The sequence below is a fragment of the Wenxinia saemankumensis genome (genome assembly GCF_900141735.1).
Lineage (GTDB): Bacteria > Pseudomonadota > Alphaproteobacteria > Rhodobacterales > Rhodobacteraceae > Wenxinia > Wenxinia saemankumensis.
The window spans coordinates 438,775-458,404 of record NZ_FQYO01000004.1 but is presented as its reverse complement, the minus strand read 5'-3'; the positions used below and the strand labels follow the sequence as shown (position 1 = coordinate 458,404).

At 71.8% G+C, this 19,630-nt stretch carries 24 protein-coding genes; 7 read left to right on the top strand and 17 right to left on the bottom strand.

Going from position 1 to position 19,630, the window contains the following annotated elements:
- The first annotated feature begins 14 nt into the window (after positions 1-14).
- From flhA to BUE30_RS13255, 4 genes are read left to right on the top strand one after another with little or no spacing between them, the layout of a single operon-like run.
- A complete protein-coding gene (gene flhA / locus BUE30_RS13270; protein WP_073331579.1) occupies positions 15-2,114 on the top strand; it encodes a flagellar biosynthesis protein FlhA in 2,100 nt (699 codons plus the stop codon).
- On the top strand, positions 2,111-2,881 hold the full coding sequence (locus BUE30_RS13265) for a flagellar biosynthetic protein FliR (protein WP_073331575.1): 771 nt from the start codon (positions 2,111-2,113) through the stop codon (positions 2,879-2,881). The genes flhA and BUE30_RS13265 overlap by 4 nt, the downstream gene beginning before the upstream one ends.
- Entirely contained in the window at positions 2,878-3,972 is a 1,095-nt protein-coding gene (locus BUE30_RS13260; protein WP_073331572.1) for an EscU/YscU/HrcU family type III secretion system export apparatus switch protein, read from the top strand. The genes BUE30_RS13265 and BUE30_RS13260 overlap by 4 nt, the downstream gene beginning before the upstream one ends.
- Positions 3,969-4,352: a hypothetical protein gene (locus BUE30_RS13255; protein WP_073331570.1), complete on the top strand. Its 384-nt coding sequence runs from the start codon at positions 3,969-3,971 to the stop codon at positions 4,350-4,352. The genes BUE30_RS13260 and BUE30_RS13255 overlap by 4 nt, the downstream gene beginning before the upstream one ends.
- Here BUE30_RS13255 and BUE30_RS13250 read toward each other — a convergent pair.
- The 9 genes from BUE30_RS13250 to BUE30_RS13210 are packed head-to-tail and all read right to left on the bottom strand — an operon-like array spanning position 4,349 to position 8,945.
- Positions 4,349-4,909 carry a flagellar basal body-associated FliL family protein gene (locus BUE30_RS13250; RefSeq protein ID WP_073331568.1) on the bottom strand — a complete coding sequence of 187 codons (561 nt, stop codon included), beginning with the start codon at positions 4,907-4,909 and terminating at the stop codon, positions 4,349-4,351. The two genes, BUE30_RS13255 and BUE30_RS13250, sit on opposite strands and share 4 nt — an antisense overlap.
- 18 nt (positions 4,910-4,927) lie before the next feature.
- Positions 4,928-5,680, bottom strand: a complete 753-nt coding sequence (flgH, locus tag BUE30_RS13245) for a flagellar basal body L-ring protein FlgH (protein ID WP_073331566.1) — start codon at positions 5,678-5,680, stop codon at positions 4,928-4,930.
- The gene (gene flgA, locus BUE30_RS13240) at positions 5,667-6,083 is read right to left on the bottom strand and encodes a flagellar basal body P-ring formation chaperone FlgA (protein ID WP_073331564.1); all 417 of its coding nucleotides are present in this window, start codon (positions 6,081-6,083) and stop codon (positions 5,667-5,669) included. Before flgA ends, flgH begins: the two co-directional genes overlap by 14 nt.
- Entirely contained in the window at positions 6,080-6,865 is a 786-nt protein-coding gene (gene flgG, locus BUE30_RS13235; RefSeq protein ID WP_073331560.1) for a flagellar basal-body rod protein FlgG, read from the bottom strand. The genes flgA and flgG overlap by 4 nt, the downstream gene beginning before the upstream one ends.
- Positions 6,866-6,875: 10 nt before the next feature.
- Positions 6,876-7,583 carry a flagellar hook-basal body complex protein gene (locus BUE30_RS13230; protein WP_073331557.1) on the bottom strand — a complete coding sequence of 236 codons (708 nt, stop codon included), beginning with the start codon at positions 7,581-7,583 and terminating at the stop codon, positions 6,876-6,878.
- 1 nt (position 7,584) lies between these two features.
- Positions 7,585-7,851 (bottom strand): flagellar biosynthetic protein FliQ, encoded by a 267-nt coding sequence (locus BUE30_RS13225; RefSeq protein ID WP_073331554.1) that lies wholly within the window; start codon positions 7,849-7,851, stop codon positions 7,585-7,587.
- A 3-nt stretch (positions 7,852-7,854) separates the two neighbouring features.
- Positions 7,855-8,142, bottom strand: coding sequence for a flagellar hook-basal body complex protein FliE (gene fliE / locus BUE30_RS13220; RefSeq protein WP_073331551.1), 288 nt, complete (start codon positions 8,140-8,142; stop codon positions 7,855-7,857).
- Positions 8,143-8,153: 11 nt separating this feature from the next.
- A complete protein-coding gene (gene flgC, locus BUE30_RS13215) occupies positions 8,154-8,546 on the bottom strand; it encodes a flagellar basal body rod protein FlgC (protein ID WP_073331548.1) in 393 nt (130 codons plus the stop codon).
- 3 nt (positions 8,547-8,549) lie between these two features.
- Positions 8,550-8,945: a flagellar basal body protein gene (locus BUE30_RS13210; protein ID WP_073331545.1), complete on the bottom strand. Its 396-nt coding sequence runs from the start codon at positions 8,943-8,945 to the stop codon at positions 8,550-8,552.
- 85 nt (positions 8,946-9,030) lie between these two features.
- Here BUE30_RS13210 and BUE30_RS13205 point away from each other — a divergent pair, with 85 nt between their 5' ends.
- Complete coding sequence (locus tag BUE30_RS13205; protein WP_073331542.1) at positions 9,031-10,362, top strand: FliI/YscN family ATPase; 1,332 nt, start codon at positions 9,031-9,033, stop codon at positions 10,360-10,362.
- A 144-nt stretch (positions 10,363-10,506) separates the two neighbouring features.
- Here BUE30_RS13205 and BUE30_RS13200 read toward each other — a convergent pair whose 3' ends face one another.
- The 6 genes from BUE30_RS13200 to BUE30_RS13175 all read right to left on the bottom strand — a co-directional run bounded on the left by BUE30_RS13200 (position 10,507) and on the right by BUE30_RS13175 (position 14,321).
- Complete coding sequence (locus BUE30_RS13200; protein WP_073331539.1) at positions 10,507-11,301, bottom strand: DUF1217 domain-containing protein; 795 nt, start codon at positions 11,299-11,301, stop codon at positions 10,507-10,509.
- Positions 11,298-11,705 (bottom strand): flagellar biosynthesis repressor FlbT, encoded by a 408-nt coding sequence (flbT, locus tag BUE30_RS13195; RefSeq protein WP_073331536.1) that lies wholly within the window; start codon positions 11,703-11,705, stop codon positions 11,298-11,300. Before flbT ends, BUE30_RS13200 begins: the two co-directional genes overlap by 4 nt.
- Positions 11,705-12,094 carry a flagellar biosynthesis regulator FlaF gene (gene flaF, locus BUE30_RS13190; RefSeq protein ID WP_073331534.1) on the bottom strand — a complete coding sequence of 130 codons (390 nt, stop codon included), beginning with the start codon at positions 12,092-12,094 and terminating at the stop codon, positions 11,705-11,707. Before flaF ends, flbT begins: the two co-directional genes overlap by 1 nt.
- A 107-nt stretch (positions 12,095-12,201) precedes the next feature.
- Positions 12,202-13,476, bottom strand: a complete 1,275-nt coding sequence (locus tag BUE30_RS13185; RefSeq protein WP_073331531.1) for a flagellin — start codon at positions 13,474-13,476, stop codon at positions 12,202-12,204.
- Positions 13,477-13,677: 201 nt separating this feature from the next.
- Positions 13,678-14,019, bottom strand: a complete 342-nt coding sequence (locus BUE30_RS13180; protein WP_073331528.1) for a hypothetical protein — start codon at positions 14,017-14,019, stop codon at positions 13,678-13,680.
- Positions 14,016-14,321, bottom strand: a complete 306-nt coding sequence (locus BUE30_RS13175) for a rod-binding protein (RefSeq protein ID WP_073331525.1) — start codon at positions 14,319-14,321, stop codon at positions 14,016-14,018. Before BUE30_RS13175 ends, BUE30_RS13180 begins: the two co-directional genes overlap by 4 nt.
- A gap of 1,771 nt (positions 14,322-16,092) precedes the next feature.
- Here BUE30_RS13175 and fliK point away from each other — a divergent pair.
- Both fliK and BUE30_RS13160 read left to right on the top strand, forming a co-directional pair.
- Complete coding sequence (gene fliK / locus BUE30_RS17565; protein WP_170865647.1) at positions 16,093-16,587, top strand: flagellar hook-length control protein FliK; 495 nt, start codon at positions 16,093-16,095, stop codon at positions 16,585-16,587.
- A 12-nt stretch (positions 16,588-16,599) separates the two neighbouring features.
- Positions 16,600-17,268, top strand: a complete 669-nt coding sequence (locus tag BUE30_RS13160; protein WP_073331515.1) for a flagellar hook capping FlgD N-terminal domain-containing protein — start codon at positions 16,600-16,602, stop codon at positions 17,266-17,268.
- Here BUE30_RS13160 and ubiB read toward each other — a convergent pair.
- On the bottom strand, positions 17,265-18,794 hold the full coding sequence (gene ubiB / locus BUE30_RS13155; RefSeq protein ID WP_073331512.1) for a 2-polyprenylphenol 6-hydroxylase: 1,530 nt from the start codon (positions 18,792-18,794) through the stop codon (positions 17,265-17,267). The genes BUE30_RS13160 and ubiB overlap by 4 nt on opposite strands.
- Before the next feature lie 4 nt (positions 18,795-18,798).
- Positions 18,799-19,563: a bifunctional demethylmenaquinone methyltransferase/2-methoxy-6-polyprenyl-1,4-benzoquinol methylase UbiE gene (gene ubiE, locus BUE30_RS13150; RefSeq protein WP_073331510.1), complete on the bottom strand. Its 765-nt coding sequence runs from the start codon at positions 19,561-19,563 to the stop codon at positions 18,799-18,801.
- Positions 19,564-19,630 lie beyond the last annotated feature (67 nt).

Sequence of the window (19,630 nt, the reverse complement as noted above, 5' to 3'; positions counted from 1 at the left end):
CAGGACAGGCGGCGATGCCTGACCTTTCGCTCCGGGCGATCTTCCAGCCGACGGTGCTGCTCGCGCTCGCGCTGATGGCCGTGATCGCGATGATGATCCTGCCGATGCCTCCGGTGATCCTCGATATCGGGCTCGCCGCGTCCTTCGCGCTCGCGATCCTCATGTTCACCGTCACCCTGTTCATCGAACGGCCCCTCGACTTCTCGGCCTTCCCGACGGTGCTGCTGGCTTCGCTGATGCTCCGGCTGTCCCTCAACGTCTCGTCGACGAAGCTCATCATCGCGAACGGCCATACCGGCACCGCCGCGGCCGGCGACGTGATCGAGGGATTCGCGATGTTCGTCATGGGCGGGTCCATCGTGCTCGGACTCGTCGTGTTCGGCGTTCTGCTGATCGTGAACTTCATCGTCATCAACAAGGGCGCGACCCGGATGGCCGAGGTCGGCGCCCGATTCGCCCTCGACGCGATGCCGGGCAAGCAGCTGGCGATCGATGCCGACATGGCCGCCGGCGCGATCGACCACGCCGAGGCCAAGCGCCGGCGCGAGACCGAGCAGGCCGAGACGACCTTCTTCGGCTCGCTCGACGGCGCGTCGAAATTCGTCAAGGGCGACGCGGTGGCGGGGCTGCTGATCACGGCACTGAATCTCGTGGTCGGCCTGATCGTCGGCTCGATGCTGCACGACATGCCGCTGGGCCGCGCGTTCGAGACCTACGCCATCCTCACCGTGGGCGACGGTCTCGTCAGCCAAATCCCGGCGGTCGTGATCTCCATCGCCTCGGCCCTGCTGCTGGCCCGGGGCGGCGCGACCGGCGCGACCGACCTCGCCCTCGTCGCGCAGCTCGGCCGGCATCCCGCGGCGCTGGCCACGGTGGGGGGGCTGCTCGCCCTCTTCGCCCTGCTGCCCGGTCTGCCCTTCGTGCCGTTCATGCTGGGGGCCGCCGGCCTCGCCGCGATCGCCTGGCGCAGCTGGCGGACCCGCGAGGCGAGCCGGGCGGCAGAGGCGCGCGCGCGCCGCAGCGACACCGCGCCCGAGGCCGCGCAGCGCGCCTCGATGGGCGACATGCTCGACGTCGACGACATCCACCTGGAATTCTCGCCCGACCTCGTCGAGATGGTGCTCGACCCCGGAACCGGGCTCGACGCGCGGATCGAGAACATGCGCGCCCATGTCGCGCGGACCTACGGCATCATCCTGCCCGAGATCCGCCTGACCGACGATCCCGGGCTGGGCCCCGGGCAGTACCGGGTCAAGATCCTCGGCGTCGAACAGGCGCGCGACACGCTGCGGCCCGACCGGGTGCTGGCCCTGCTCGCCGCCCCCGATCGCGGCGACCCGCCGGAGGGGGAGGACGTCTCCGAGCCGGTCTACGGGGCCCCCGCCCGCTGGATCGCCCCGGCCGAGCAGGAGACCGCCTCGCTGTCCGGCCTTACGATCGTCCAGCCGGCCGAGGTGCTGGCCACCCACCTGCTCGAGATCATCCGCCGCAACCTGTCCCGCCTGCTCAGCTTCAAGAGCCTGCGCAAGATCCTCGACGAGATGACGCAGCTCTCCGACACGCGCCGGGCCGAGGCGAACCGGCGGATGATCGACGAGATGATTCCCGACAAGGTGCCGCTCGACATGCTGCTGGCGGTGCTGCGGCTCCTGCTGGACGAGCTGGTCTCGATCCGCAACCTGCCGCTGATCCTCGAGGCGATCGCCGAGGGACGGCAGATGTACCCGACCGCCGACGGCGTGACCGAGCATGTGCGGCAGCGCCTCGGCTTCCAACTCGTCGCCGATCTCAAGCGGCCGGACGGGACGATCCCGCTGCTCCAGCTCGCCCCCGAATGGGAGGAGACCTTCACCGCCCATCAGCTCGGCCCGGCGGAGAAGGGCGGCGACGTGGCGCTGCCGCCCGACGCGTTCAACCGTCTCGCCGGTGGGATCGCCGACCGGCTGGAGAAGGCGGCCGCGCAGGGCATCGCGCCCGCGCTCGTCACCTCGATGCGGCGACGCCGGTTTCTCCGCACGGTGATGAGTGCGAAGGGCATACCGGCGCCCGTCCTCTCCTTCGAGGAGATCGGGGTCGAGGCGCGGCCCGCGCTGGTCGGCCTCGTTCCGGCATGACCGAGCTGGCTGCCGCCGACCTCGCCGCCCTGCTCTGGCCCGCCTTCCTCCTGTTCCTGCGGATCGGGGCGGCGGCCTTCCTGATGCCCGCGATCGGCGAGAGATCGGTGCCGGTCCGGGTCCGGCTGGGCGCGGCGGCCGCGTTCACGATGCTGCTGCTGCCGGTCCTGGCGGAAGAGCTTCCGCCGCTGCCCGGCTTCCCCGGCGCGCTGGCGGCGGGCGGCGCCGAGGTTCTGACCGGCCTGCTTTTTGGCCTGATGCTGCGGCTTTTCGTGATGGGGCTTCAGGTCGCCGGCACGATCGCTGCGCAGGCGACCTCGATCAGCCAGATCTTCGGCGGCGGCCCCTCGGTCGAGCCGCAGCCCGCGCTCGGCAACGTGCTGATGGTGGGGGGGCTGGCGCTCGCGGCGATCCTCGACCTGCACCTGCGGCTCGTCGCCTTCCTGGTCGAGACCTATCGCCTCGTCCCGCCGGGATCCCTGCCGGCCCCCGCCCTGGTGGCCGAGGCCGGACTTGCCGTCGTCGCCCGCATCTTCGCGCTGGCCTTCACGCTCGCCGCGCCCTTCGTCATCGCCTCGGTCGTCTACAACCTGACGCTCGGCATCATCAACCGGGCCATGCCGCAGCTCATGGTCGCCTTCGTCGGCGCGCCCGCGATCACGGCCGGCGCGCTGATCCTGCTCATGGTGGCCGGCCCGCACATGCTGTCGGTCTGGGTGGCCGCGCTGAACGGCTTCCTCGCCGATCCCGGGGGTCTGGGGTCATGAGCGAGGAGGACGGCGCCGAGAAGTCTTACGAGCCGACGCAGCGCCGGCTCGACGAGGCGCGCCGCAAGGGCGAGGTGCCACGCTCGGCCGACGCGGCGACGGCGGCGGGCTACCTGGGCTTTCTCGTCGCCGCTCTCGCCTTCGGCCCGGCAAGCCTGCTGGCGCTGGGCACGACGCTGATGCTGCCGCTCGACCGCGCCGACGCGCTGGCCGGGGCGATCTTCGGGACCGGCCCCCACCCGGCCAGCGGTCGACCCCTGGCGGGCGGGTTGCTGACCGGGATCGGAGCCGCGATGGCCCCCTGGCTGCTGCTTCCGGGGATCTTCGCGCTGCTGGCCTATGTCGCGCAGCAGGCGCTCGTCTTCGCGCCCTCGCGGATTGCACCGAAGGCGGACAGGCTGTCGCCCCTGCAGGGCATCAAGCAGAAATTCGGTCGCAACGGGCTGTTCGAGTTCGCCAAGAGCGCGGTGAAGCTGACGATCTACGGCCTGATCCTCGGCCTCTTCGTCTGGATGCGGATGCCGACCCTCGTCGCGACCCTGGCAATGGACCCGGTGATCGTGACCGCCCAGCTGGGGCAGATCGCCATCGACCTGATGTGGATCGTCGTGATCGTGGCGGCCGCGCTCGCCTTGATCGACGTCGTCTGGCAGCGCGGCGAGCATCGCCGGCGCCACATGATGAGCCGCAAGGAATTACGCGACGAGATGAAGGAGAGCGAGGGCGACCCCCAGCTCAAGCAGCAGCGGCGGCAGAAAGGGGTGAGCCTGGCCCTCAACCAGATGCTCGCCGAGGTACCCAAGGCCGATGTCGTCATCGTGAATCCCGTCCATTATGCCGTGGCGCTGGGCTGGGACCGCGCGGGTGGAGGTGCGCCGGTCTGCCTTGCCAAGGGGACAGACGAGATCGCGCTGCGGATCCGCGAGATCGCGGTCGAGCACGCCATCCCGATCCATGCCGACCCGCCGACCGCCCGGGCGCTTCATGCCGCGCTCGACCTCGGCGACGAGATCGCGACCGAACATTACAAGGCCGTCGCCGCCGCCATCCGCTTCGCCGACCGGTTGCGGGCCGGAGGCGGGCGGCGATGAAGGCGCGGGTTTCGGACTTGCGCGGCCTGCTGCGGTTGGCCGGAGCGCAGCTGCAGGCCGAGCGGGCCAGGATGGGCCGGCTGGCCGCCGAGGCGGAGCGGATCCGCGCCCGCCTTGCCGCGATCGAAGCCGACCGGCGGGCCCAGCTGGTCGACCTGCGCGCCGACGACATCTTCGTGAGGAGCGGCGCGGCGCTGGACTGGCAGCGCTGGATCGATGCGCGCAAGGCGCTTCTGACTCGCGATCTCGCACGTGTCAGGGCGGGGATCGAGGAGGGGCGGCCCGCGCTCGCCCGGGCCGTCGGCCGGGAGCACGCGGTCCGGGCGCTGCTCGACGAGGCCGGGGCAGAGGCGCGACGCGCCCGCTCGCGGCGGGACTAGCCGGCGCTGTCCTGCCGCACCAGGTCGGTGATCAGCACGTCGTGGACATCCTGCCCGACGACCCGCCGGGCCGCCTCGCGCAGGGCGGTGCGCAGCGCCCGCATGTTCGAGGGCGCGGTGTAGATCCCGTCGAAACCGCCCAGATTGGCATGGTCGAACATCACCTGGAGAAGGGCGTCGCGCAGGCGGGGTTCCAGCGCGAAGACCGCCGGCTGGCTGCCCGTCGTGATCTCGAGGCTGAGCGAGGCGACGACCAGGGCGGACATTCCGGCCTCTCCCACGACGGGGACGACGAACTGGTTGTCGATGCGGAAATATTCCCGGCCCTCCCGGGGGGCCGTCTCCTCCGCGGGGGCGGCGGCCCCCGTCGTCCCGTCCCCCGCTTGGTCGGCCGGCGCCTCGCCCGGGCCGCAGGGCGGCAAACCCTCGGGCGCCGTGCCCGCCGGGAGCCCGGCCGCCTCCTCCGGCGCCGGGGCCGGGCGCAGGACCATGGCCCCGACGACCCCCCCACCGGTGCCGACGAGGAGGAGGAGGACGGGGATCAGCAGACGCAGCATGGCGGACTCCGGGATGGGTCAGAACGGGGAGACGATGTCGACGACCTGCTGGCCCCAGGCGGGCTGCTGGACCTCGGTGATCTGCCCCTCTCCCCCGTAGGAGATGCGGGCCGCGGCAATCTTGTCGTAGGTGATCTCGTTCTGCCGGCTGATGTCCTCGGGGCGGACGAAGCCGCTGACGACCAGCTCGCGCATCTCGAAATTGACGCGGACCTGCTGGCTGCCCTGGATCTCGAGCACGCCGTTCGGCAGGACCCCGGTCACGGTCGCGGCGATCCGGAGCGTCAGCTGCTCGTTGCGGCTGATCGACCCGTCGCCCGAGAAGCTGCTGCCCGAGTCGAAACCGATCCCGGGGGAGAGCGAGGCCCCCTCCGGCATCTGCCGCTCGATCCGCTGCGGCAGGCCGAACAATGCGCCGACGCTCATGTCCGATCCGCCGCTGCGCGACCTGTCGGTCGAATTGGAGATCGAGGCGCTGTCGTCGATCTCGATCACCACGGTGAGGATGTCGCCCCGCTCCAGCGCGCGGCGATCGCCCAGCAGCGAATCCTGGTCCCCCGTCCAGAGCGAGGCCATCGCGACCTGCGGGGGCTGGGCCAGCGGCGGCAGCGACACGGGAAGGCCGGGATCCATCATCGCCTGCATCTCGCTGCCCGCACCCGGAGCCGTCAGGGGAGGCGGTCGACCGACCTCGGCCAGGGGCCGGCCGCATCCGCCGAGCCCGGCGAGCAGCGCGAAGAGGATCAGCAGAAGCGCGTCAGTTCGTGACATGGCCGGTTCCGGTCTCGTCGATCACCGCCGTGATCGTGGTGCGGGAGGCGAGGTTCATCACCCGGATCGCGTCGCCGGGTCCGCCGCGGTCGAGGGCGCGGCCCTCGGTCGTGATCACGAGCCCGGCGGCGCTGAAGACCAGCGGGATGATCTGGTTGCGATCCACCACCGCGGGGGAGACGAGGTCGCCGGCATGGATCGGCCGCCCGGCATAGAGCGCGACCGCCGCCTCGAGTCCCACGGCCTCCTCCGCGCGGGTGAGGGCGCCGGGCGTGCGGCCGCCGATCACCGTGACGTCGTCCCCGGCCAGCACGGTCTCCGCCGGGATCGTGCGGGCGGCGACGAGGATGTCGGCCTGCCCCGGCCCCGCGGCGAGCGCCAGGAGAAATGCGGCCCCCCTCACCGGAGCTGCACCATCGCGCCGAACATCTGGTCGGCCGCGGTGATGACCTTGGAATTGAGCTCGTAGCCGCGCTGCGCCTCGATCAGGTCGGTGATCTCCTTCACCGCATCGACGGAACTCTCCTCGAGATAGCCCTGCCGCAACATCCCGAGCCCGTCCTGTCCGGGCGTGCCGCCGAGGGGCGGGCCGGAGGCCTCGGTCTCGAGGAAGAGGTTGGAGCCGATCGCCTCGAGCCCGCGGGCATTGGTGAAGCTCGACAGGGTGAACTGGCCGAGGAACTGGCCCTGCACCGCGTCGGCGAAGTAGGCGGTCACCTCGCCGTCGGGCGAGATCGAGACCGACCGCGCGTCGGCGGGCACCGTGATGCCGGGCGCGACCTCGTAGCCGTCGGAGATGACGATCAGACCGTCGCCCGTCAGTTTGAGCCCGCCGTCGCGGGTGAAGGCGGCGCGACCGTCGGGCAGCGTCACCTCGAGGTAGCCGCGCCCCTCGATCGCCACGTCGAGATCGCCGCCCGTCGCGGCCGGGGCGCCCTGCTGCAGCATCTGGCTGACGGCGGTGGCGCGCACGCCGAGACCGAGCTGGATGCCGGTCGGCAGGACGGTGCCGTCGGCGGCGGAGATCGTGCCCGGGCGGGCCATCTGCTGGTAGTGAAGGTCGGCGAACTCGGCCCGGCGCGCGTTGTAGCCGGTCGTGTTCATGTTCGCGAGGTTCTGGGCGATCACCTCGACGCGCATCTGCTGGGCGCTCATGCCGGAGGCGGCGATCTGGAGGGCACGCATGGGGGCTCCTTTACCGGGTGAGGTCGCGGATGGCCGAGCGGATGCGCTCGTCCTCGCGGTCGATGAGGGACTGGCCGAGCTCGTAGGCGCGCGACACCTCGATCATGCGGGCGATCTCGCGCACCGGGTCGGTATTCGCCTCCTCGAGGAAGCCCTGCAGGATGCGGCCGCCCTCGGCCGGGGCCCAGCCGCCGGGGGCGTCGAAGCGCACCCCGTCCTCGCGGCGCAGACCCAGCGGGTCGAGCGGCTGCACGAGGCCGACCTGCCCGACGGGCTGTCCGTCCGCGGAAATCGTGCCGTCCGCCGCGATCCCGATCTCCCCCGGCGGGACGAAGATCGGGGCGCCGCCGGGATCGAGCACGGGATACCCTTCGGGCGTGACGAGATCGCCGTTCTGGTTCGGCGTGAAATGCCCGGCCCGCGTCAGCCGCACGCCGCCCGGCGCCTGCACGAGGAAGAAGCCGTCCCCCTCGATCGCGAGATCGAAGGGCCCGCCGGTCTGCGTCAGCGCGCCCTGCGCGAAGGACGTCTCGCGCACCCGGGTCGCGGCCATCGAGAGCGAGGGGTGCTCGCCCAGGGCGGCGACCCATTCGCTGTACATGACGCCTTCGGCCCGGTAGCCGGTCGTCGCCGCGTTGGCGACGTTGTTCGCCACCGCCCGCATCTCGGCCCACAGGCCGGACTGGCGGGTGAGCGAGGTGTAGATCGCGTTGTCCATCTCAGCCCCCGGCGATCAGCGGGACGAGCACGCCGCGCCAGTAGGCGACCAGCGTCTCGGTCATGAATCCCATCGTGATCCAGAACACCCCGGCGATGGCCGCGAGTTTCGGCACGAAGGTCAGCGTCATCTCCTGGATCGAGGTCAGGGCCTGGAACAGGCCGACGACCAGGCCCGAGACGAGCGCGACCACGAGGATCGGCGTCGAGATCAGGACCGCGACCCATAGCCCCTGGCGGAGCGTGTCGTAGAAGACGGTCTCGCCCATCCGTCAGACCGGCATCCGCAGGATTTCCTGGTAGGCCTCGACCACGCGGTTGCGGATCGTGACCGCCGTCTCGACCGCGAGCTCGGTCTGGGCGAGCGCCTGGACGAGGGCATGCGGATCGGCGCTGCCGGTCATCGCCCCCATCGCCTCGGCCTCACTGGTGTGCAGGGTCTGCGCGAAATCCCCCGCGAGGCCCGCGAGGTCGGGCCCGGGGCGCCCGCTCTCGTCCGGGCGGGTCGCTTCGCGGTCGCGGAGATAGGCCCGGATACTGTTCGTCGTGCCGAGTTCCATTCTGGTCACTCCTATCTGCGGAGGAGGTCGAGCAGCGCGCCCGACATCCGCCTCGTCTGTTCGAAGAGCTTGAGGTTCGCCTCGTAGCTGCGCGACGCCTCGCGCGCGTCGGCGATCTCGTAGAGCAGGTTGACGTTCGAGCCGTCGTAATGCCCCGTCTCGTCGGCGAGCGGGCTGGACGGGTCGTGGATCCGCGCGAAGGCCGTCCGGTCGAGCCGCACCGGCCCCGTCTCCACGCTGCCGGGAACCGCGCCGCGGCCATGCGCCTCGCGGAAGGGCACGGTCTTGCGCCGGTAGCCGGGCGTGTCGGCATTGGCGACGTTCTCGGAGGTGAGCCGCAGCCGCATCGCCTGGGCGCGCAGCGCGCTCGCCGTGATCGAGAGCGTGTCGGAGAAGCCGGCCATGCCCTACCTCCCCGAGGTGACGGCGCGCAGGACCGTCATCGCGTGGCGGTAGATGGCCAGGGCGCGGTTGTGTTCGCGTTCGACATCCGCGGCGGCGACCATCTCCAGCTCGACCGAGACGGAATTGCCGTTCGGGGCGGGTTCGAGTCCCGCATCGACCGCGCGGGCGGAGGTGCGGCCCATCCCGAGGGTCCCCGCCTCGGAAGCGCCGCGCAGGTGACCGGGCCGGCTGGTCGCGAGGGGGCGGTCCCCCACGACATCGGCGAAGGAGCCGAGGGTCATCGCCCGGAACCCGGGCGTATCGGCATTGGCGAGGTTGGTGGCCACGACGTCCTGCCGGAGTCCGGCATGCCGGGCGACCTCCGTCGCGGTCCGCATCAGGGTCAGGTTCTCGTACATCGGGGATTCTCCCTCGGTCGGCTTCAACCAAGGCTTAAGGCCGATTCCTTAAGAACCGGTTCAACGCGGCAGGAGGGACCGAGTCATGGATCTGGAGACGATCGCGAAGGTGACGGGGGCGCTGGGCCGGACACGCGCGCGGGCGCCCTGCGGCCGCGTCGTCCGGGCAAGCGGCGGCCTGCTGGAGATCGACGGCCTCGCCCGGTCGGCGCGGCTGGGCGACCGCGTCCGGCTCGGCCCGCCGCCCGGCCTGCGGGGCGAGGTGGTCCGGATCGGGCCCGACGGCGTCGACGTCCTGCCGGACGGCCCGGTCGACGGGATCGCGCGTGGCGCACTCGCCCGGCTCTCGCCCGCGCCCGCCCTCGCACCCGACGACAGCTGGATCGGCCGCGTCCTGGACCCGGACGGACGCCCCCTGGACGGGCGACCGCTGCTGCCCGGCCCCCGCACCCGGCCGATCCGCCACGCCCCGCCGCCGGCGCATGACCGGCGCCCCCTCGGCCCGCGGATGGAGACGGGGCTGGCCGTGATGAACACGTTGCTGCCGGTCGTCCGGGGCCAGCGGCTGGGCCTGTTCGCCGGGTCGGGGGTCGGAAAATCCTCGCTCCTGGCCCAGCTCGCCCGCGGGATCGAGGCGGATGTCGTCGTGATCGCGCTGGTGGGGGAGCGCGGGCGCGAGCTGCGGCACTTCACCGACGACGTGCTCGGGCCGGACGGGATGGCGCGCACCGTGCTCGTCGCCGCGACGTCGGACCGCGCGCCGCAGACCCGCCGGCGCTGCGCCTGGGCCGCGACCACGGTGGCGGAGCATTTCCGCGACGAGGGGCGGCAGGTCCTTCTGCTGGTCGACAGCGTGACCCGCTTTGCCGAGGCGCATCGCGAGGTCGCCGTCACGGCCGGGGAGCCGGCGGCACTGCGCGGCTTTCCGGCCTCGACCGGGCCGCAGATCGCCGCCCTGTGCGAGCGGGCCGGTCCGGGCACGGGGATGGCGGGCGACATCACGGCGGTCTATTCGGTGCTCGTGGCCGGCTCCGACATGGAAGAGCCGGTCGCCGACTGGCTGCGCGGCGTCCTCGACGGGCACGTGGTGCTCGACCGCGAGATCGCGGAGCGCGGGAGGTTCCCGGCCATCGACGTCCTGCGCTCGGTCTCGCGCGCGCTTCCCGCCGCGGCGAGCCCTTCCGAGAACGCGGTCATCGGCGAGGCGCGGCGCCACCTGGGCACCTGGGACCGCGCCGCCCTGATGGTGCAGTCCGGGCTCTACAGCGCGGGGTCCGATCCGGCGGTCGATACGGCCATTGCGGTCCGCGGGCCGCTCGAATCCTTCTTCGCCCGGACCGGGGAGACCAGCGTGCCGGCCAGCTTCGCCGCCCTGCGCCGAGCCCTGGCGACGGCGGGCGACGAGCGCGGCCACTGAGCGGCGGGGTCCTGGACGGTCGAACCGGGCGGACGGGACGCGGACCCCGTGCCCGCGTGCGTCGGTATTCCCGCTGTCCCCCGGGGCTCCGGCAACCCCTACCGGGCCCCGGGCTGCCGGCGGGGTGGCCATGATAATGCGCGATCAGCGCCCGGCCTGAAGCAGGGACAGCGCGACCGATGCGCCCGATTGCGCGCGAAAGGTGGCGACCTGTTCGCGCACCAGGAAGAGGCGGATGGCCTTGTCCTGCAGCTCTGCATCGCCCGCGATCTCGGCCAGGTCCGACGTGCCGAAGACAGTCCGCGCCCGATCCCGAAAGGCCTCGACCTGCTGGTCGAGGTCGAGGCTGCCGATGCTGCCCGGAAGGCCGAGCGCCGTTTCCATCAGGGCCCGTGCCGGCCTGTTGCCCATGAGAGAGAACCATTGCCCCCGGTCGGTCGAACTGCGCCGGACGATGTCGCCCAGCGTATCGCCGAGGGCGAGAGCCTGCCGCATCGACGGATCGACGTCCCCTACCGCCCGCTCGAACTGCCGGTCCTCGTACCGCGACAGGATCTGGTCGGCAAAGGTGGACAGGTTCGTCCGGGATCCGAGATCCCCGTAGCCGAAGGCGATCGCGAGTTCGGAATACCGCTTGTCGGCCAGCCGATTGGCGAAGGCGCCTTCCTTGATGGTGCCCTCCTCCAGCACCTTGCGGATGAAGGCCCGGGCATTGATGTCGTCGTCCAGCCCGAAGGCGCCCAGCGCGACCGACAGCAGCCGGCGGTCGGCGACGAGCTTCTCCGCCGTGTCGGCCATCGCGATCTTCTCGCGGAAATAGGACATCTCCCGCCGGACCTGCGCGGAGTCGACGAAGGCTTCCTTCTGCACCTCCATCGTCCGCTGCAGGAAGACCCAGCCGGTATAGCCCGAAGCGGGGAGGATCGGCTGGTAGGTCACCGCGCGGACGAGAGGGCGAGCAGCCTCTCCTCCATCGGAAGCAGCCCCCTCAGCCGCTTCAGGGCCCGGTAGATATCGGCGCTCCGCACCGCCTCGGCCGCGTCGGAGAGCTGCGCGTGGCTGTCGGGGTCGGTCATCGCCTGGGCGAGCTGGTCGATCCCTCGCAGCAGCTGATGCTCCGCCTCGGCGCGGTCCACATCCCCCGACAGGACGAGCTGGGCGATGTAGCACACGCGCCGGACGGGGGTGGTCACCTCGTCGGGGGCGATGGCGTCGCGCAGGCGCAGGATGTTCGCCCGGGGCGTCAGGATCGAGATGCGGGAGCGCCTCTCCCCGTTCTCGATCACGGCGCCGTTGACCAGCACCCGCTCGTGCGGGCCGAGCTTGAGGACGAGACCCGACATCAGACCGGCTCGCCCTGCCGGGCCGGCATCGTGCCGGCGAGACCGCGGATCACGGCGGTATTGATCTCGACCAGCGGCTCGAGGTCGGCCTGGTTCGACAGGATACGGCGGCTGTGATGCTCGGTGAATTCGGCGAGGTAGAAGAGCCGGGCGCGCAATGGCTGTGGCAGGCCGTTGGCCGCGCCGGCGACGTCCGCCGCAAGCCGGGTCCAGAGCATCCGGTTGTCGTGGACGGCGCGGACGATGGTGGGAAAATCGGCACCGCTGGCGGCGCGCAGCGCGGCGGTCACCCGGATCAGCACCTGGCGCTCCGCATCGCGGGCGGTGCGGGTCGGGGCCGAGATTGCCCCGTAGAGCGACTGGGCGAGGCCGGAATTGGCATAGGTCATGGCAGGAATCCTCTTCGGGCCCCGGTGACGACGACCGGCTTTGCCGGGTCAGGTCCATCTGGTGGAAGGGGCGGCCCCGACGGGGGCCGCCCCGGATCGTCATCCGATCAACGGAAGAGCGACAGGATCGACTGCGGCGCCTGGTTGGCGATCGACAGGGACTGCACGCCGAGCTGCTGCTGCACCTGCAGCGCCTGCAGACGGGCCGACGCCTCTTCCATGTTGGCGTCCACGAGGGTGCCGATGCCGGATTTCAGCGAATCCATGAGGCCGCCGATGAATTTCGACTGCGTCTCGATCCGGCCTTCGACCGAACCGAAGGCGGCGGCGGAGTCGACCGAGGTCTGGATCAGGCTCTCGATCTCGGCGAGTGCCGTATCCGCGGCCGTGTCGGTCGTGACGTCGAGCTGCGACAGGCGGGACAGCCCGCCGCCGACCGTCGCCCCGGCCGAGGTGAAGGCCGCGATGGCGAAGGTGACGCCGTCGGTCGTCGCGTCGAAGTTGAGCGTGAGCCCGGTATCGCCGTTCGCGTCGGTGGCCCCCACCGAGGAGGAGACGGCATTGGCGTCGCCGCCGTTGATCAGGGTCGAGAGCGCCCGGGCGACGTCGGCCGAGGTATCCCCGTCACGCGCGACGTATTCGTAGACGCCGGCCGTCGGGGTGAAGTCGCCGCCGCCGGTGCCCAGGGTGGCCGTGCCCACCGCTGTCGACAGGGTCACGCGGTAGCCCGTGCCGGCCGTCACGCCGGTCTCGAAGGTGATGGTGCGGGCCGCGGCGGTCGAGGCGCCGGTCACCGCGCCGGGCGTGCCGGTGATGAAGTTCGCCAGCGTGCCGACGGCCGTGGTCCCGATCACCTGCTCCTGCTGGCCGAGATCCTGCTTGTTGACCGTGATGTTCGACACGGCCACGCCGCTGCCGGACCGATCGAGCGAGGAGAGGATCTCGACATTGCCGCTGCCCGCGGTGGTCGAGGTGTTCGAGAGCAGGTTCAGTCCGTTGAACTGCGCGGCGCCCACGACGGCGCTGATCTGGTCGCGCAGGGCGGTGACGTCGGTCTGGATCTTGGCGCGGTCGACGTTCTCTTCCTGCGCGGCGACGATCTTGCCCTTGATCTGGGTCAGCAGGTCGGTGACCGTCTCGGAGGCCTGGCGGGCGACCGCGACGGTCGACTCGCCGAGCGCGAGGCTGTCTGCGATGCCCTTGAAGCCCTTCACGTCGGCTTCCATCACCTTGGAGATGGCCCAGACGGCCGCGTTGTCCTTGGCCGAGGAGACCGACTTGCCGGTGGAGATGAGGTTCTGGGTGTCGGCCAGGTTCTTGTTGATCGACTGAAGGGATTGCAGCGCGACCATCGCGCCGTTGTTGGTCAGAATGCTGGACATTCCAAACTCCTGGATCGGGGCACCTTTGGTGCCGGGTTCAAAGTCCGCCCTTGGCGGTCCGTCAGTCGTTCTGACCCATGCGGAGCGTGCCGGTCCGCGCCATCCCGGGGGATGCCTTGCGACTTATCGGGCCGAGTCCTTACCGGAACCTTGAGCCTTCTGTCCGTCGCCCGGCTTTTCCCCTCGGAAGGTTAACGTCACTCAGGCGCGGCGTTCCAAACGGTTCACCCCGAGCGAGACGCTGCGTCCCGATCCATCGGCGCCGTAGGTGTCGAGGCGGGCGCCCGCGCGGTGCCGCGCATCGTTGCGCGCCGCCCCGTCGCGCAACCCGTCCATAGCGGCGCGAAGCAGCGCGCGCGTGCGGTCGAGGTCGTCGCGCAGCTCGTCCAGCATGGCGGGCGACATCCCGGTTCCGGACCGCAGCAGCGCCGCGCGGGCCGCTGCGATGCGGGACAGGCCCGCATACTCGCCGTCGCGGAGCAGCGCCCGCTCCTCCTCCGCGAGGCGGCGCAGGATCCCGGGATCGGGGGGACGGACGCTCATCGCCGATCGCCGCCGGACCCGGCGCGCGCCAGCAGGGCCGCGTGGATCGATTCGGCCAGTCCCAGGCCGCCGGCCCGAACGATGGCGCGCGACTGTTCCATCCGCAGGAGGGAGGAGACCTGGTCCTCGGCCGGGCCGCCCCCGAAGGCCCCCCCGCGCGGGCCGAGGCCGGCCGCACCCAGCATCTCGGCGAGGAAGGTGGCTTCCAGCTCCTCCGCCGCCGCGCGGAGCGGGTCCGGCGGGGGGGCGGGACGGACCGCGGAGCCTTGGGCGGATCGGGCCGTGTCGATCGGTTCTGTCATCCTGTCCTCCGGGCTCATCGTGGACGCATCATTGCCCGGATCGGTTAAAGTATCGGTAATCCGGAAGGGCTAGACGGACGGGACCGACATCGGCGGAGGTTCCATGCTCCAGCTCTTTCCGGATGGCGCGCAGGACGGATCGCTCCGCCCCTCGCCACCCCGTGCGACCGGCCCCGCGCCGGTCCGCGTCGCGCCCGGCGCCTTTGCCCGCCTGCTGTCCAGCGGATCCGCGGCGGGGGAATCCGGATCCCGCCCGGCCGGGGGCGGGGGCCGGTCGGGGGGCGGCGATGCCGACGCGTTCGGCGAGTCCACGGCGGACGAATCGGGCGCCGCCCAGGATCCGTCTCCCGCTTCTGCGCCGCTCGTCGGCGACCTGTTCGCGGAGGGGGCGGGGGCCCTGCCGGCACCCCCCGTGTCGGCCGATGTCCCTGTTGAATCGCAGTCGGGTAAAGCGGAGTCTTTTACGGTCATCGCTTCCGCGGGCGAGGGCCTGCCGCGGGGGGCCGGCGGCTTCGCCCCGATGACCGACCCCGGCAACGGCGCTCGGTTCGGCGGCACGACCGCCGCCGATCCCGGCCGGGGCCTCCGCGGCGAACCGGGGCCGACGCGGCTCTCGCCGGTCACGACCCCGAATCATGGCCATCTCTCGGCCAGCCCCCCTGGCGACATGGCGCATTACCGGACCGCCCCGGTCGGGGGCCCGGCCCGGAACTCGAACGACCCGACCGGCCCGTCGCCTTTTCCCGACGGACGGATCGGCAGGGATGGAGCGTCAATCGGACGACCGGGCGGCGCCGATCTGCCCGCAGGCTCGCCCTCACGCGTCGAGGAACCGCCGGCCCGATCCGTCGGGCCGGGCATGCAGAGCCGGCCGGATCACGGGGTCCCTGATGCGGGGACCGCGACACCCGGGCCCGATCCCCGGACAGCGGGCGGCGGCAGTGTCGGTCCGGCCAGTTCCCCGCTCCCGGGGGGAGGGCCGCCCCCATTCGGCGAATCCGGCCGCACGCCGGCCGGAAACGTGCCTGTCTCGGGGGGCGTTGCGCGGCCGACGGAGCATCTGCGGTGCGACACGGTCCCGGCAGGCGCGGGGGGGCAGGCAGCGACCACCGGCCGCACGCCATCCGCTGGTGGTTCGTCCATCGGGCCTTCACTGCGAGGATACCGCGACGCTTCGCCCCTCGCCGGGCCCCCGCGAATGGCGGACGGGACCGCATTTCCGGGCGAATCAGCCGACACCGTCGACCCTGCGAGCCGGGCGGCCGGATCCGGCACCCCCGGACCTGCCGCGCCCACGGCTTCGACGAGGCGGGCGAGTGCGGGCCCGATCGCGCCCCGGGCCGATGGCGCAATGGGCTTCCCCACGGCCAGGACGGCACCCCCGCACACTGGAGCGAGGGGGGCGTCCGCATCTTCCACGGGCGATACCCCGGCTGCCTCGGCCGGGCCTGAGGGGGGCGTGCGTCCTCTTCCCCATTCCGCCCCGGATCCGGGATGCGTGCCGTCGGCGGACGGCCGGATAAGGGCGGCGATTGCCGGACCGGTCCCCCCCCTGCAGTTCGACCGGGCGAGCGCGCCGCTGCCCCGGACCGACTTCCCCGCCTGTCCGGCGGCCGGGGGGAAAGGGACAGCCGGCGAAGCGCTCGCGACGGGTCATCCGGCAGGCAACCTGACCGATCCTGCGGCGACGGGCATGTCGGACGGATCGCCATCGATCAGGCGGGCCACGCGGCAAGACAATGCGGCCTTTGCGATCCCCACATTCGATCCCGTGGCGGCAGAGGCCGCCACCGAGGCCCGCGGCTTCAGGGCGGCCCTCGAGGCCGGTGCAGCCCGCGGCGCCGGCGATCCCCCGCCGGTCACCCGGCCGATCCTGCCGCACGCCGCGGCCGCGCAGGTGGCGCTGGCGATCCGCGACATCGCGCCGGGCCGGACCGAACTCCAGCTCCGCCCGGAGGAGCTGGGCCGGATCGGCCTTCACGTGATCACGGAGGAGGGCAGGCTCACCGTCCACGTCACCGCGGAGCGCCCCGAGACGCTCGACATGATCCGTCGCTCCATCGATCGGCTCGACCAGGATCTGCGGCAGAGCGGCTTCGGCCCCGTCTCCTACCGGTTCGGCGAGGGCGGCGGGCAGGACCGCCCGGACCATCCGGCGCGCGCCGCCCCGCCCCCCCCTCCCGCGACGGGCGAGTCGCCTGCCCCAGTGCCGGTCCCGGCCCGCCCGCAGGCGCCGGGCCTGTCCCATCTTGATCTCAGAATGTGAAAGGGCCCGCAGATGCAGACCTCTCCCATCGGCACGGCCGTCGCCTCCTCCGCCATGGCTTCCCCCGGCGCGGGGCGGGCCCCGACGAGCTCGGACTTCGAGATGTTCCTGAAGATGCTGACGGCGCAGATGACGAACCAGGACCCGCTCGAACCGATCGATTCGGCCGATTACGCCGTGCAGCTGGCGACCTTCTCCTCGGTCGAGCAGCAGGTGCTGACGAACGATCTTCTCCGCATGCTGTCCTCGCAGATGTCGACCGGCGGGATGGCGCAATATGCCGGCTGGGTCGGACAGGAGGTGCGGGCCGCGATGCCGGGCATCTTCGACGGCACGCCGATCACGATCTCCCCCAACCCCGCCGCCCTGGCAGACCGGGTCGACCTCGTGGTGCGCGACGCGGCGGGCGAGGTGGTGCAGACGGTCCCGCTCCCCGTCTCGGCCGACCCCTTCGACTGGACCGGCGACCTGCCGGACGGGACAGTTCTGCCCCCGGGCACCTACGATTTCACCGTGGAGAGCCGCGCGCAGGGGGAGCTGGTCCTGTCCGAACCGGCCGAGATCTACCAGGAGGTGCGCGAGGTGCAGTTCCTCGACGGCGACATCGCCCTGATCTTCGGCGAGGGGGTGGCCGCCCTCGCCTCGACCATCAGCGCGATCCGCCAGCCGCGGGGCGGCTAGAGCAGCCCACCCAGCAGGACGCCGCCCAGCGCGCAGCCCGCCCCGACCAGCATCCACAGGATGGGGCGCGGCCGGGGGGCCGCCCGGACGCGCAGTGGCTCGGCCGCCTGGCGGGCGAGGCTGTGCTGCACGAGCTCGGGCAGGCGCGGCCCGAACCGGGCCAGCACGCCGGCGGTGCGCGACAGGTCGCGCAGAACCGCCTTCGGTCCGAAATAGTCGCGGATGTAATCCTCGACGACGGGCCGCGAGGCGCGCCAGATGTTGATATGCGGATCGAAGGTGCGGGCCACGCCCTCGACCACGACCATCGTGCGCTGCAACAGGATCAGTTCGGTCCGGGTCTCCATCCCGAAGCGCTCGGTCACCTCGAAGAGGTAGTTGAGCAGCCGCCCCATCGAGATGCGCGAGGCATCCATCCCGAAGATCGGCTCGCCCACCGCGCGCAGGGCGCGGGCGAATTCCTCGACATCGCGATCGGCAGGGACGTAGCCCGCCTCGAAATGGACCTGCGCGACCCGCCGGTAGTCGCGGCGGATGAACCCGATCAGGATCTCGGCATAGACCCGGCGGGTATATTCGTCGATCCGCCCCATGATCCCGAAATCGTAGGCGATGAGGTTGCCGTCGGCGTCGATCTTGAGATTGCCGTGATGCATGTCGCCGTGGAACACGCCGTCGCGCAGGGCGTGCCGCAGGAAGAGCTGGAGCACCCGCTCGCCCAGCGCCACGCGGTCGTGGCCCGCGGCGTCGAGGGCGGCGATGTCGGCCGCGCCGATCCCCTGCACCCAGTCCATCGTCATGACCCGGCGCCCGGAATAGTCCCACTGGATGCGCGGCACGCGAAAGCCCTCGTCCCCGGCGGTGTTCATGCCGAACTCCGCCGCGCTCGCCGCCTCCAGCCGCAGGTCGAGCTCGCCCATGACCACGCCCTCGAAATGGGCGACGACCTCGCGGGGGCGCAACCGCCGCGTCGTGCGCGAGAGCCGGTCGATCAGCGCGGCGGCGAAGTGGAAGGCGTCGATGTCGCGGCGGAACGCCCGCTCGATGTCGGGACGCAGCACCTTGACCGCGACTTCCTGCCCCGTCTCGCGCAGCCGGGCCCGGTGGACCTGCGCGATCGAGGCCGCGGCCACGGGGGCGGAGAATTCCGAGAAGGCCTCGTCCACCGGGATGCCGGTCTCGGCCTCGAACTGGGCGCGCGCGGCCTCCATCGGGAAGGGGGGCAGCTTGTCCTGGAGGACCATGAGCTGCAGGGCCAGATCCTCGCCCACCACGTCGGGGCGGGTGGAGAGGATCTGCCCGAACTTGATGTAGGCCGGGCCGAGCGCGGTGATCGCCCGCGTGACGGGCGGCATCGAGGGATCGCCCGGATAGCCCAGCCAGCGGAACGGCCAGGCGACGGCGCGCAGCGCGCCCCGCAGCAGGGGCGAGGCGTCGAGCGCGTCGAGCGCGACGCCCATCGCGCCCGTCCGCTCGAAGGTCGCGCCGGTGCGGATCAGCCGCAGCAGGTTGTGCGGGCCGCGCATGGATTCAGAGCTTCCAGCCGGAATGGAGGGCGGCGACACCCATCGTCAGGTTGCGGTACTTCGCCTGTTCGAACCCTGCCGCGCGGATCATGCCGAGGAAGGTCTCCTGGTCGGGGAAGCGGCGGATCGATTCCACGAGGTACTGGTAGGACGCCCGGTCCCCCGCGATGACCTGCCCCATCGCCGGGATCGCGTTGAAGGAATAGAGGTCGTAGGCCCGGGCAAGGGCCGGGTTCGGCACCTGGCTGAATTCCAGGACCATGAGCCGGCCGCCCGGCTTCAGGACGCGGAACGCCTCGGCCAGCGCGTCCTGCGGGCGGGTCACGTTCCGGATCCCGAACGAGATCGTGTAAACGTCGAAGCTGGCATCCTCGAAGGGCAGCGCCATCGCGTCGCCCACCAGCCAGTCGAGACTGGCCGACAGCTTCTCGGCCTCGGCGCGCTTGCGGCCGGCGACCAGCATGTCCTCCGTCAGGTCGAGCACGGTGGCGTGCCCCGCGCCCGCGCGGCGCAGAAACCGGAAGGCGATGTCCCCGGTGCCGCCCGCCACGTCGAGCAGGCGCTGGCCGGCCCGCGGGGCGAGCCAGTCCATCATCGCGTCCTTCCACAGGCGGTGGACGCCGCCCGACATCACGTCGTTCATCAGGTCGTAGCGCGAGGCGACCGAGGTGAAGACGCCGCGCACGCGGCCGGCCTTCTCGCCCTCGGCGATGTCCTCGTAGCCGAAATGGGTGCGCCGGTCGGCGCCGGTCCCGTTTCTGTCGTCCATCACGCGCCCCTTGGTCTTGCGGCGAAGACACACCATCTTCGGCCCGCGTGGCCCTTGCCCGGGCCGG